At 69.8% G+C, this 12,967-nt stretch carries 12 protein-coding genes; 8 read left to right on the top strand and 4 right to left on the bottom strand.

What is annotated here, in order from left to right; translation table 11 throughout:
* Positions 1 to 118 precede the first annotated feature (118 nt).
* The 5 genes from IEY17_RS19465 to IEY17_RS19485 all read left to right on the top strand — a co-directional run bounded on the left by IEY17_RS19465 (position 119) and on the right by IEY17_RS19485 (position 3,008).
* The gene (locus IEY17_RS19465; protein WP_188989823.1) at positions 119 to 661 is read left to right on the top strand and encodes a DinB family protein; all 543 of its coding nucleotides are present in this window, start codon (positions 119 to 121) and stop codon (positions 659 to 661) included.
* Positions 662 to 799: 138 nt separating this feature from the next.
* On the top strand, positions 800 to 1,144 hold the full coding sequence (locus IEY17_RS19470) for a type VII secretion target (RefSeq protein ID WP_188989825.1): 345 nt from the start codon (positions 800 to 802) through the stop codon (positions 1,142 to 1,144).
* Entirely contained in the window at positions 1,141 to 2,037 is an 897-nt protein-coding gene (locus tag IEY17_RS19475) for a WXG100 family type VII secretion target (protein WP_188989828.1), read from the top strand. The genes IEY17_RS19470 and IEY17_RS19475 overlap by 4 nt, the downstream gene beginning before the upstream one ends.
* Positions 2,038 to 2,103: 66 nt before the next feature.
* A complete protein-coding gene (locus IEY17_RS19480) occupies positions 2,104 to 2,577 on the top strand; it encodes a hypothetical protein (RefSeq protein WP_188989830.1) in 474 nt (157 codons plus the stop codon).
* Positions 2,574 to 3,008 (top strand): hypothetical protein, encoded by a 435-nt coding sequence (locus tag IEY17_RS19485; protein WP_188989832.1) that lies wholly within the window; start codon positions 2,574 to 2,576, stop codon positions 3,006 to 3,008. The genes IEY17_RS19480 and IEY17_RS19485 overlap by 4 nt, the downstream gene beginning before the upstream one ends.
* A gap of 121 nt (positions 3,009 to 3,129) precedes the next feature.
* Here the strand turns inward: IEY17_RS19485 and IEY17_RS19490 are convergent, their stop codons facing one another.
* The 3 genes from IEY17_RS19490 to IEY17_RS19500 form a co-directional block, all read right to left on the bottom strand.
* Positions 3,130 to 4,680, bottom strand: a complete 1,551-nt coding sequence (locus IEY17_RS19490; RefSeq protein ID WP_188989834.1) for a GMC family oxidoreductase — start codon at positions 4,678 to 4,680, stop codon at positions 3,130 to 3,132.
* A 17-nt stretch (positions 4,681 to 4,697) separates the two neighbouring features.
* Positions 4,698 to 6,248: an APC family permease gene (locus IEY17_RS19495; RefSeq protein WP_188989836.1), complete on the bottom strand. Its 1,551-nt coding sequence runs from the start codon at positions 6,246 to 6,248 to the stop codon at positions 4,698 to 4,700.
* 168 nt (positions 6,249 to 6,416) lie between these two features.
* Complete coding sequence (locus tag IEY17_RS19500; protein ID WP_188989838.1) at positions 6,417 to 7,910, bottom strand: aldehyde dehydrogenase family protein; 1,494 nt, start codon at positions 7,908 to 7,910, stop codon at positions 6,417 to 6,419.
* 442 nt (positions 7,911 to 8,352) lie between these two features.
* Here IEY17_RS19500 and IEY17_RS19505 point away from each other — a divergent pair, with 442 nt between their 5' ends.
* The 3 genes from IEY17_RS19505 to IEY17_RS19515 all read left to right on the top strand — a co-directional run bounded on the left by IEY17_RS19505 (position 8,353) and on the right by IEY17_RS19515 (position 11,710).
* Positions 8,353 to 8,928 carry a TetR/AcrR family transcriptional regulator gene (locus IEY17_RS19505; RefSeq protein WP_188989840.1) on the top strand — a complete coding sequence of 192 codons (576 nt, stop codon included), beginning with the start codon at positions 8,353 to 8,355 and terminating at the stop codon, positions 8,926 to 8,928.
* Positions 8,929 to 9,192: 264 nt separating this feature from the next.
* Positions 9,193 to 10,143, top strand: coding sequence for a coiled-coil domain-containing protein (locus tag IEY17_RS19510; protein ID WP_188989842.1), 951 nt, complete (start codon positions 9,193 to 9,195; stop codon positions 10,141 to 10,143).
* 199 nt (positions 10,144 to 10,342) lie between these two features.
* Positions 10,343 to 11,710 carry a S28 family serine protease gene (locus IEY17_RS19515; RefSeq protein ID WP_188989844.1) on the top strand — a complete coding sequence of 456 codons (1,368 nt, stop codon included), beginning with the start codon at positions 10,343 to 10,345 and terminating at the stop codon, positions 11,708 to 11,710.
* Positions 11,711 to 11,800: 90 nt separating this feature from the next.
* On the opposite strand, the gene IEY17_RS19520 is transcribed toward IEY17_RS19515, so the two are convergent.
* A complete protein-coding gene (locus tag IEY17_RS19520; RefSeq protein WP_229680323.1) occupies positions 11,801 to 12,907 on the bottom strand; it encodes an acyltransferase family protein in 1,107 nt (368 codons plus the stop codon).
* Positions 12,908 to 12,967 lie beyond the last annotated feature (60 nt).

Below are 12,967 nucleotides of genomic sequence, written 5' to 3' on the forward strand. Positions count from 1 at the left end.
CCCGAGCGGGCGAGCCTCCGGCCACCGCCTGAGGCGCGGTCGGAGGCACTGCGGTGGTCCCCACCCGGGGGCGGCCGGACGGGCGGCGCGGGGGGTGGTGATGTCCTAGGCTGCCGCCATGGACTGGCGCGGCGAGGCACTGGACCAGCTCGACTTCTACTGGACGATGTGGCGGCCCCGGCTGGAGGGGCTGACCGACGCGGAGTACTTCTGGGAGCCGGTGCCCGACTGCTGGTCGGTGCGCCGGGTCGAGGATGGCTGGGCGATGGACTTCGCGTTCCCCGAGCCGGTGCCGCCGCCGGTCACGACGATCGCCTGGCGGCTGTGCCACCTCGCCGGACACGTCTTCGCGCTGCGCGCCAGCAACCACTTCGGCGACGGCTCCTACCGGATGGACAACCACGACCACCCGGGCTCGGCGGCGGCCGCGCTGTCCTACCTCGACCAGCAGAAGGACCTGTGGCGCAACGGCATCGCCGCGCTCGACGCGGAGGGCTGGGCGCGACCGGTGGGACCGGCGGAGGGGCCGTACGCCGACCGCAGCTACCTGGCGCTCGTGCTGCACCTCAACCGGGAGCTGTTCCACCACGGGGCCGAGGTCCTGCTGCTGCGCGACCTCTACCGGGCCTCCGGCGGCGGCCGCCACTTCACCCGGGCGTAGCGAACCGACCCGGCCACCTGCCCGATCCTGGCACCGTGCCGTTTTCCTGGCGAACCGCCGGAAAAACCCGGCGCCGGTGGGAACCTCATGCTCGGTGCGCGCGTCCAACGTGCTGGTTCGCGACGACGTGGAGGGGCGATGGGCGAGAAGTTCAGGGTGAAACCCGAGGAGTTGCGCGGCTACGCCGAGATGCTGGAGCGCAACGCGCAGCACTTCCTGGCCATTCGCCAGCACGCCGAGACCAGGGGGTCGGACACCAGCGGTTTCACCGGGCTGCTCGCGCTGCTTCAGCCGGTCGTCATCGCGGTCGGCAGGCTCTTCGGTGAAACGCTGGAGTTCGGCAACGAGCGGCTCAAGGGAGTGGCCGAGGCGCTGAAGGAGTCCGCCGACGTCTACGAGAAGGGCGACCAGACCAACTCCGAGCGGATCAAGGAGGTCGAGTCGATCATGGGCGAGGCCACCAGCCTGAGGGGACGCAAGTGAGCGGATACGCCGACACCAAGGATCCGGTCGCGGAGCTCAACGCCGCGGCCGCGGACCGGCCCGGCCGGCAGTCGACCAAGGAGCTGATCGAGGCCGCCGGCTGGAAGCTGCAGGGCGTCAACTGGGTCTATGAGAAGGTCACCGGTGAGAACCTGGTGGACACCCTGATCAAGCCGCTGCTGGGGGACTTCGAGAAGATCGACCAGAACGCGGCGGCCTGGAACAACATCGCCAAGGCGCTGGACGCGGTGCGCAACAACCTCAATGCGGGGCTCGGCCAGCTGGAACCGCACTGGGAAGGCGAAGCCGCACAGAACTTCGAAAAGCACATCAGCGTGGTGTGGACCGTCGCCATCGAGGCGGACTCGCAGATCGCCATGCTGATCAGCAACAAGTTCCAGAGCACCGCCGACAGCTGCCGGATGCTGTGCGGCATCGCGCTGTCCCTGCTGGACCTGCTGATCAGCGAGCTGATGAAGCTGGCGATCAAGGCGGCGCTGGGGCCCGCCGGCTGGGCGACGGTCGTCCTGGAGATCGTCAAGGTCATCGACATCGTCGACATGATCCGCAAGATCATCATCCAGGTCGGGGTGATCATCGAGGGCGTCAGGTCGATGATCGACGGCGTCGTGGCGATGGGCACGGCACTGATGAAGATCAAGGACGTCAACAGCGTCAACGATGCCATGAACGTCCTCGACGAGACCCAGGACGCCAAGCAGAAGTACGACGACGGCCGCAAGGCCGTGAAGTCCGGCGCGATGGGGGCGGCGATGGCCACGGCGGGGCCGGCCCTCGGCAGCCTGCGCGGCCGGGGCGGTGGATCGGGCGGCACCGGTGGCGGCGGCACCGGTGGATCAGGCGGTGGCGGCGGGACCGGCGGGGGAGCCTGACCGCCCGCTACGGTCACCGAACGACGCCACAGCCGGGAGGAAGGGACGCGACGAGTGTCACATCCGTTGAACAATCCGCAGCTGCGAGAGCTCGTCGAGCAGTTGGACGCCGCCCTGGACGGGGCCAACCGCATCGCCGACGAGGCATCGCGGCTGGCCGAGCAGTTCCGGGAGAAGCCCTCGGAGCTCTCCGACGAGGAACTCGCCGAGGTCGAGCAGTTCGCGCGCGGTGACCAGGCCGCGCCCGAGCTGCGCGAGCTGCAGCGCCGCATCGACGCCGGCGAACTGACCTGGCAGGACATCCGTTCCGGCCAGGCGTTGGACGATCCTGGTGTGGTCCAGGCGCTTTCGGCGGGGTTGCCGGACGCGCAGGCGGCCTACACGATGCTGCGCGAGGGCCACGACGTCGACGCGGTGATCGCCGCCAGGGCGGACGACGCGCCGCGGGAGGACCAGCCGAGCCCGCGGGCCACCGAGCCGGACTGGGACGACTCGGACGGCTACGGCGGCGGCTGGATGGATCGGCCGAGCCAGTGGTGACCCGTCCACGCCGCCGATCGCTGCTGCCCGGTTGCCTGCTCGTCCTGCTCAGCGCGTTCTTCGGGCTGGTCGGGGTGGCGCTGATCGTCGTCGGGTCGCTGTCGGGTTCGGCGGTCGACGACGAGCCGTACCGGTGGACCGACGGGGATCTGGTGCTCGACTTCCCCCGGCACGCGACCTGCACGGTGGTGCCCGAGGCCGGGCCGCGACGGGTGGTCGAGCCGGTCCGGCGACGCGAGCAGATCGAGGTGGCGCGCTGGTTCTCCGGGCCGGCGGAGGTCACCTGCGACTGGCCCGTGACGGTGTGGCAGGGCGGTGGCGCGTCGTTCCGGTCGTTCGTCAGCTCGTCGGCGTTCGAGTACGGGCTGGCGACCCTGGTCGTGCTGCCGCTCCTCGGCTCCGCCGCCGTGCTGGTGCGCCGGGGGTCCTGAGCGGCGTCAGCCTCCAGCGGGGGCTCGCGACATCGCGCGACATCGCGCGGCACCTGTGGGTGAGCGGCGGACGCCTCCGGTCTGGCAGTGCGTGCGGAGGCGCCCGCCGCTGGTCAGCTGATCAGCGGTTGTCCTCCTTGATCAGGTCGGAGCACTTCTCGCCGATGGCCATCGTCGTGATGTTGGGGTTCACCGTCACCAGGAACGGCATCACCGAGGCGTCCGCCACCCGCAGACCCTGCACGCCCTTGACCCGCAGTCGCGCATCCAGCGGCTTGGTCGGGTCGTCGGCGGCGCCCATCGGAACCGACGACGCCGGGTGGTACACGGTGTTGTGGGTGCGCCGGATGTAGTCGGCGATCTCGTCGTCGGTGCGCACGTCCGGGCCCGGGTACAGCTCCGCCCCGGCCCATTCCCGCATCGCCGGCTGCGCCACGATCTCGCGGGCCAGCTTGATGCCCGCGGTCATCACCCGCATGTCGTGCGGGTCGGTGAAGTACCGCGGGTCGACCTTCGGCTTGTCCCGGAAGTCGCGGCTGCGCAGCCGCACCGTGCCCGTGGAGCGGGCGCGGGTGACGTTCGGGGTCAGGCAGAAGCTGTTCTCCGACGTCGGGTAGCCCTGCCGCACGGTGTGCATGTCGAAGGGCACCGAACCGTAGTGGAACATCAGGTCCGGCCGGTCCAGGCCCGGCTCGGTGGTGGTGAAGATACCGATCTCCCACCACTGCGTGGAGTCGGTGACCATCGGCTGCTTGGCGTCCCAGCCGATCACGCCCTCCGGGTGGTCCTGCAGGGTGGAGCCGACGCCGGGGGAGTCCACCAGCACGTCCACGCCGACCTCGCGCAGGTGCTCGGCCGGGCCGATGCCGGACAGCATCAGCAGCTTCGGCGTGTCGATGGCCCCGGCCGACAGCACGACCTCGCGGCGCGCGGCCACCGTGCGGGTGTGGATGAGGTCGGGGTCCAGGTACTGCACGCCGGTGGCGCGGGTGCCGTCGAAGGTCACCTTCTTCACCCACGCCTGGGTGCGGACCTCCAGGTTCGGCCGCTTGCCCATGATCGGGTGCAGGTACGACACCGACGACGACGCGCGGGTGCCGTCCTCCCGGGCGTTGATCTGGAACCAGTTGGCGCCGTGCACCACGGTCCGGCCGGAGTTGAACTCGGTGGTCGGGATGCCCTGCTGCGCGCAGGCTTCCAGCAGCGCCGCACCGCACGGGTCCTTCGGCGGCACGCTGCGGATGGTCACCGGGCCGCTGCGGCCGTGGTGGTCACCCGGGCCGTCGTTGGTCTCCAGCCGCTTGAACAGCGGGAACATGTCCTTGGCGCCCCACCCGGTGGCGCCCATCGACTCCCACTCGTCGAGGTCCTCGGCCGGGGCCCAGAACGCGATACAGGAGTTGTGCGAGGAACAGCCGCCGAGCACCCGGGCCCGCGCGTGCCGCATGAACGAGTTGCCGTTGGCCTGCGGTTCGACCAGGTAGTCCCAGTCGTAGCCGGACTCCAGCAGCGCCATCCAGCGCTTGAGCTCCAGGATCGCCTTGTCGCCGACGTCGGACGGACCGGCCTCCAGCAGGCAGACGGTGACGTCCGGGTCCTCCGACAACCGGGCCGCGACCGCCGCACCCGCGCTGCCGCCGCCCACCACGACGTAGTCGAACGTGTCTGTCATCGATTCTCCCTTTCCGCTCAGGCGACCGGGGTCTTGGCTGGAATGTCCGAAGTAGACTGCGCGGCGTGCTCGGCCAGCACGCCCACCCTGTGGCGCTGGACGAACCAGTAGTACGCGAACCCGCCGACGGCCGCGATCCCGACGAACAGCACCGAGCTGTACTGCAGGTACCAGTGGTAGGGCGGTTCGGCGTTGTAGACCTCGCGCCGCGGCCAGGCCAGGTTGATCGTCATGCCCACGCCCCACAGCACGGCCAGGACGTTGATGGGCAGGCCCAGCTTGCCCAGGCTGAACCGCCCGGTCCGCTTGGCCTCCTCCCGGGGCGCCGACCACCTGCCGCGCAGCCGCGCGATCAGCATCGGCACCGTGACCAGCAGGTACGAGATGTAGATCAGGATGATGGCCAGGCTGGTGATGGCGGTGAAGATCTGCGGCTGGCCGATGTTGACCAGCAGCAGCGCCACCGCGATCACCCCGATCAGCACCGCCGGCAGGACCGGGGTCTGGAACCGCGGGCTCACCCGGGCCAGCAGCGACCCGGCGGGCAGCGCGTTGTCGCGGGCCATGGCGAAGGCGATGCGGATCGCCGCGGTGTGCACCGCGAGCACGCACACGGTGATCGCCACGAAGATGGCCAGCAGGAACAGCCGGCCGACGATCGGGCCGAGCGCGTCGTTGAGCACGAACTGCAGACCGCTCTCGGTGAGTTCGGGTGCGGACAGGTCGCGGGCCGCCATCAGGCCCAGCAGGATGATCAGCCCGCCCAGGATGAACGAGGCGATCAGGGCCCGCAGGATCGCCCTGGGGGCGTTGCGGTGCGGGTTGATGGACTCCTCGCCCAGCGACGCGGCCGTGTCGAAGCCGTACATCACATACGACGAGGCGATGCCGGCCACCAGGAACGCGGCCAGGTAGCTGCCGCCGAAGGCCGACTCGGTGCCGGCGGTGTTCATGACCACGGTCGGCGGGTTCACCGCGACCAGCGCCAGCGCCCCGATCAGCAGCACCGCGGCGACCAGCTCGATGAACACGCCGACGCTGTTGATGCGGGCCATCAGCTTCACGCCGAAGGCGTTGACCAGCGTGGTGAACAGGATGAGCACCAGCGCCAGCATGATGCCGTTGACGGCCTGGTCGACGCTGCTGCTGCCGTCGCCGACGAACTGGAAGCCGGACCAGATCTGCGGCAGGGTGTTCTGGTAGGCCAGCGCGGTGGCCGAGATCGACACGATCGAGGCCAGCAGCATCATCCACCCGGCCAGCCAGCCGACGTGCTGGCCGCCCAGCTTCTTGGCCCAGTTGTAGATGGACCCGGCGATCGGGTATCGCGATGCCAGCTCGGCGAAACTCAACGCCACGAGCAACTGCCCCACGAACACCACCGGCCAGGACCACCAGTAGGCAGGCCCGCCGTAGGACAACCCGAAGTAGGACAGTTGGAAGGTGCCGGTGAGCACCGAGATGTAGCTGATCCCGGCGGCGAAGGTGTGGAACCCGCCGAGCGATCTTTTCAGTCTGTTGGTGTAGCCGAACTCGTTGAGCTCGGCGTCATAATTGGGCGCGCTCATGCCCGAACTCCTTTCCCGCCCGCACTCTCCCCGCCGGATGCGGAAAGATGAGGATCGGGTGGTTGCTTGCGTCGCGCGAGAAATGATCAGAGAGGCGGCGCGATCGGCCGCGGCTCGCGCGCGGCGGTTCACCATGACCGCCGCGCGCGGAATCGAGCGATTCCTCCCTTATTCTCCGGAGAACCAGCGCTGCGGTGCGGGCCGCAGATTCTGGTAGATGTGCTTGGCTTCCTGGTATTCGCCGAGTCCGGACCGGCCCAGTTCGCGTCCGATGCCGGACTGCTTGAAGCCACCCCACTCCGCCTGCGGCAGGTAGGGGTGGAAGTCGTTGATCCAGACGGTGCCGTGGCGCAGCCGGTTGGCGACCCGCTGGCCCCGGCCCGGGTCGCCGGTGAACACCGCGCCGGCCAGGCCGTAGTGGGTGTCGTTGGCGATGCGCACCGCGTCGTCCTCGTCGGTGAACCGCTCCACGGTCAGCACCGGCCCGAAGGACTCCTCGGTGACCGCGTAGGAGCCCTGCTGCACCTCATCGAGCACGGTCGGCAGGTAGTAGTGGCCGTTGGCGTAGCGCTCGCCCTCCGGGCGGCGGCCACCGGTGCGCAGCACGGCGCCCTCGGCGATCGCCTTGGCCACGTAGTCCTCGACTTTGCGCAGGTGCGCGGCGGAGATCAGCGGCCCGGTCTCGGCGTCGTCGTCGAACGGCCCGCCGATGCGGATGCGCTCGGCGCGGCGGACGATCTCGTCGACCAGCGCGTCGTGGATCTCGTCCTGCACGATCAGCCGCGCACCCGCCGAGCACACCTGCCCGGAGTGCAGGAACACCGCGGTCAGCGCGTAGTCCACGGCGGTGTCGAAGTCGGCGTCGGCGAAGACGATGTTGGGGTTCTTGCCGCCCAGCTCCAGCGCCACCTTCTTCACCGTGGGCGCCGCGGCGGCCGAGATCAGGCGGCCGGTGTGCAGCCCGCCGGTGAAGGAGATCAGGTCCACGTCGGGGTGCTCGGCGAGCACCGCGCCGACCTCGGGACCGGTGCCCAGCACCAGGTTGCCGACCCCGGCGGGCAGTCCGGCCTCGGTCAGCGCCCGCATCAGCAGGATCGCGGTGCTCGGCGTCAGCTCGCTGGGCTTGAGCACGAAGGTGTTGCCTGCCGCCAGTGCCGGGGCGACCTTCCACGCCACCTGCAGCAACGGGTAGTTCCAGGGCGTGATCATGCCGCAGACGCCGACCGGCTCGTACTGCACGCGGCTGATCGAGTCCGGCGAGCCGGTGTCCACGATGCGGCCCGCGTCGGTGCCGGCGATCTTGCCGAAGTAGCGGAAGCAGGCCGCGATGTCGTCCATGTCGTAGCCGCTCTCCACCAGGCGCTTGCCGGTGTCCAGCGACTCGGCGCGGGCGAACTCGGCCTTGTCCCGGACCAGGATGTCGCTGACCCGCAGCAGCAGGTCACCGCGTTCCCACGGCGAGGTGGCCGCCCAGGCGCCGTCGTCGAAGGCGCGGCGCGCGGCGGCGATGGCGCGCTCGGCATCGGCGCGTCCCGCCTCGTCGACGGTGGCCACCAGGGTGCCGTCGGCCGGGCAGCGGATCTCCCGGGTGCGGCCCTCGGCGGCCCGGACCCATTCGCCGTCGATGAACAGCGTGGGCGCCGAATTCTCAGCGTGCGACATGAGTTTTCCCCGTGATGTCTGTTGTGCTTTTTGTGGCGTGAGCAGCCGGAGGTGACCGCGGTGGCGGCCTGCTCACAATGCATCGAGCGTCGTCGCATCGCCACGCGAATGCGTCACCGGCGCCGGGCCGCGCACTCTGCCGAACGGGTGCTGTCGGCACACGTGCTGCGGAATTCACCTCCTGGGGCCCATTCGGTGGCGGCCGTGGCGCGTATTCGTGCAATGCCGCCGGCATTCACCGGCGCATGTTCGCCGAAGACCTTAACACCGTAGATGTACATCTGTACATAACCAGTTTCGACGTACTCGTTGCGACTTCGAAAGTCGCCCGGTGAACTGCGGGAACGCCGCGGCGGTGACATGGGCCGCACCGTGGTCGGGGTCCGGCATGGCAGGCTGGGGGTGCACCGGACGCGCACCGCACGGAGGAATGCCCGAGCGCATGTCGACCACCCAGCCCGCACCCGCAGCCCGCCGCAAGGACCCCGCCCGGCGGGAGCGCATCGCGCGCGCCGCGATCACCGTCGTCGCCGAACGCGGGGTCGAGAAGCTCACGCACCGCGCCGTGGCCGCCGCGGCGGGCGTTCCGCTGGGATCCACCACCTACTACTTCGCGACGCTGGACGACCTGCTCGCCAGCGCCCTCCGGCAGGCCGCCGCCGACGACGTCGAGCACCTGCGGCAGTGGGCCGACGGGCTCCAATCCGGCACGGACCTCGCCGAGGCGCTCACCGACCTGGTGCTGCACTATCTCGGCCCGGCGCGGGCGCAGACCGCCGTCGAGCACCAGCTCTACATCGCCGCGCTGCACCGGCCCGCGCTGCGCCACGTCAGCCAGGAATGGGACACCGCGCTGGCCGAGCTGTTCGCCGCCTACACCGATCCAGCCACCGGCCGCGCGCTGTCGGTCGTCTTCTGCGGCCTGCTGCTGCAGGGCATCGTCCGGGAATCGGTGCCGAGCCGAGATGAAATCGAGACGATCTTCCGCAGGGTGCTGGCACCTGGCGCCAAAACCTGATTCCAGCAGCGGTTTCCCACCGGTGTCCGGTGGGTCAACAACGGATGACCGTTGCACCGCGGTGGAATTCGCGCTGTTGATCTCACTCGCCGCGACGGTGGACAATGGCGACCAGCGATCCGTGGCACCGTGCGTCCCAACCAGGGGCGATCGGTTCAGCTCGGCGGAGCACACCGTCGGACGCTTTCCCGGTGTACAACGGACTTGCCGCGTCGGGGCGTGGCTCGCTCTCAGCACTGCTGATCAACCGAGTGGGGTGAGACCATGGGGCACAGCGATGAGCGTGAACTCGTGCCGTTGAAGGCGGACTTCGACACCGTGTGGTACGGGTACCGGCGATCGCAGGTGAAGTTCTACATCCAGCAGTCCGAGGCCGAAATCCGGTTGCTGACCGAGGATCGCGACTCGGCGTTGAGCCAGGTCGCGGATCTGTCCGCGCAGCTGGAGCAGGCGCGCGCCGAGATCGAGTCGCTCAAGAAGCAGCTCGACGAGCAGGCCCGCACACCGATCGACGCCGCCGCCTTGACCGATCGGTTACGCCGCATGGTCCGGCTGGCGCAGGATGAGGCCGACGAGATCATCGCGTCCGCCAAGGCCGCCGCCGAGCACGAGTGGGCCCGGTCCGAGCAGGCCGCGGCCGAGCTCCGCGCCCGCTACGAGCGGCTGGTCGCCGAGGCCGACGAGTGGCGGCGGCAGTCCGAGCAGCAGCGCAACGAGATGCTGGCGCGCACCCGCGAGGAGGTGCAGCGCATGGCGCGCGAGGCCGAGCAGAACCGGCGGCGACTGGACGCCGAGGCAGAGCAGCGGCGCACCCAGGTCGAGTACGACTTCGAGGTGTCGATGGCGGCGCGCCGGGAAGAGGCGATGCGCATCCTGGCCGAGCGCGAGCAGGCCAGCCGCGCCGAGGCGCAGCGACGCGTGCGGGAGGCCACCCTCGAGGCGGAGCGGCGGATCCGGCGGGCCGACGAGTACGCCGAGACGATGCTGCGGATGCGGCAGGACGTCGCGGAGCGGGTGCGGGCCGCGCAGCAGGTGCTGGCGGCGGCAGAGCCGTTCCTGGCGGCGACCGAGTCCGGCGCGGCCAGCGCGGCGGCCGACGCCTACGTCAGCGAGACCGTCCGCAGTGGACAGGTGCCGACCAGCGAGGTCGAGGTGCCCCAGCAGCGCGCCGAGGAACCGGTACCGGAGCACGCCACCGCACCCAGCCGCGCCTGAGGCGCCCGTCGAACGGTCAGCGGGGCGCCAGTTTTCCTGGGAAGCTGCCGCCCCCGCTGCGCGATGTGCCGTAACAGCGCCCTTGTGCACCGGATTTCACCGGCTGCGGTGGTCTGCGGGGAGCATACGTCGGGAACGTTCCAAAATCTGAGATGATCACCCCGTTTCTACGGCGTTCTCGATCCTCGCAGGAGGCTGCATGAGATGGCGTGGTCTGATCGCGTTCCTCGCGACTCTCGGGGTGCTGTTCATCGGCGTAGAAGCGGGTGCGGCACCGGCGGACGACATCCGGCAACGGTTGGAGGCCGTGCCGGGATTGACGATCGTGGCGGAGCGGCCCGCCGAATCGGGATTCCGGCTGTTCGACCTCACCTTCACCCAGCCCGCTGACCACCGGCACCCCGACGTCGGCACCTTCCAGCAGCGGCTGACCCTGCTGCACCGCGGGCTGGATCGGCCGACGGTGCTGCACACCAGCGGCTACGAACTGCCCGGCACGATGAACCGCACCGAGCCGACCCGGCTGGTCGACGGCAACCAGGTGGACCTCGAACACCGCTTCTTCACCCCGTCGCGGCCCGAGCCCGCCGACTGGAGCGATCTGGACATCTGGCAGTCGGCCACCGACCAGCACCGCGTCGTGCAGGCGCTGCGCGCCGTCTACCAGCAGGAATGGATCACCACCGGGGCCAGCAAGGGCGGTATGACCGCGGTCTACCACCGGTACTTCTACCCGGACGATGTGGACGGCACCGTCGCCTATGTGGCGCCCAACGACGTGGACAACGACCAGGACCGCTACGACGAGTTCCTCGCCAGGGTCGGCACCGACCCGGCGTGCCGGGCCGCGCTGACCGCGGTGCAGCGGGAGGCGCTGCTGCGCCGGGAGGAGATGCTGGCGACGTTCCGCGCCTCCGCCGACGCGGAGGGGCTCACCTTCGACCGGATCATCGGCGACATCGACCGCGGTCTGGAGCTGGTCGTGCTCGACGCCCCGTTCGCGTTCTGGCAGTACCGCGGCCAGCAGGACTGCGCGAAGGTGCCCGCGACCACCGCCAGCACCGACGAGATCTACCGTTTCTTCGACGAGACCGTGCAGTTCTCGTTCTACACCGACCAGGGCATCGAACCCTACGTGCCGTACTACTACCAGTCGGGCACGCAGCTCGGGTGGCCGCACGTGAATGACGAACCGCTGGCCGACCTGCTGCACCACCGGGAACTCAGCCAGCCGCGCAACCTGGTTCCCCGGGAGATCCCGATGCGGTTCGAACAGGGAGTGATGCGGCAGGTCGATGCGTGGGTCCGCGAGCAGGGCGCGGAACTGATGTTCGTCTACGGCGAGCGCGACCCGTGGAGCGCCGAACCCTTCGAACTGGGCCCCGGTACCCGCGACTCCTACCGCTACCTGGTGCCGGGCGCCAACCACGGCGCGCAGATCGCCGGGCTCCCGCCGGAGCAGCGCGCCGAAGCGGAATCGGCGGTGCGCCGCTGGGCGGACGTGGTGCCCGGAGCGCACCGCGTCACGCCGCTCGACGCGCAACTGCTCACCCGCCGCCCGATCTAGCGGCGCGCCGGCGACCGGTGAAGGGCACCGGGGACCAGTTCACCCTGCAGAGCCGGATACGGCAGCAGGTGCCCTTCACCCGTGCCCCGATCAGGTGCGGCGGGTGGCGAGGGAGTCGTAGGCGTGCATCAGGAACCGGTGCGCCGGGCGCTCCACCACGCGCGTGAGCACCCAGCCCAGGAGCACTCCGGTGAGCACCATCGCCGCCGTCTGCACGAGGGTGTCGACGCCCAGATCGTCCAGTTCTCGCAGGACGATGTAGCCGATCGTCTGGTGGATCAGGAACACGCCGTAGGAGATCCCGGCGAACCACTGGATGCGCCCGGCCAGCCAGCCGGGGATGACACGGTTCCAGTCCGGCCCCCGCGCCACCAGCGCGACCACCACCATGCCGACGCACACCGCCACCGTCGACCCCCAGTCCGCGACCAGGCCCTCCGGTGTTTCGGAGTAGTTGTGCAGCGCCTGCGCGAGCATGCAGGCGGCGAGCAACCCGCCGAAGTGCGGAAGCCCGATGCGCCGCGTTGACCACAACCAGATCGCCACGCCGACCACGAACAGGTGCCAGCGGTGCGCACCGATGCCGTCCACAAGGGTGCGGTAGGTCTCCGGCGGGTTCGACACCCGCAGCGGCCACTGCGCGATCGGCACCAGCACCGCCGCCCACAGCACCGCGATGATCCGCCTCCCGTGCCCCCACCTGGTGCGGAACAGCAGCGCCGCGGCGGTGAAGCCCATCAGCTGCAGCGGCACCGTCCAGTGCGACCCGTCGATGAACCAGTAGTCCGCCGGTTTCCAGTTCCACAGCATCAGCAGGTTTGACACCAGATCGGCGGGGCCCGGGAAGAACCAGCCCTCGATCGCCGCCCACCGCATCACCGCGTAGATCACCACCACGGCGACCAGGAACGACGGCAGTAGCCGGGCCATACGCCCCCACCAGTAGCGCAGCAGCGGGCCGCGGCTGATCGTCACGCACGCGAAGTAGGCCGAGATCACCAGCAGCAGGCTTGCACCAACCTGGTACGGAAACACCAGCCTCCGCGGTGTCAGCTCCGGGTGCAGGTAGGTGCTGAGAAACGTCGCGTGGTAGAGCATGACCAGCACCACGCAGCCGGTGCGGATCGAGTCCCAGCTGATCTTGCGGGTGCTCCGGCCCGGGGCTCTGCTGGCTCGCGCTGCGGTGGTCTCGGGCACGACCGCCACCGTAGCAGGGGTTTTGTGGCGATATTTCGGGAATGGTCGGCCCTGATCAGG

This window comes from Saccharopolyspora thermophila, from assembly GCF_014646075.1.
GTDB classification, from domain to species: domain Bacteria; phylum Actinomycetota; class Actinomycetes; order Mycobacteriales; family Pseudonocardiaceae; genus Saccharopolyspora; species Saccharopolyspora thermophila.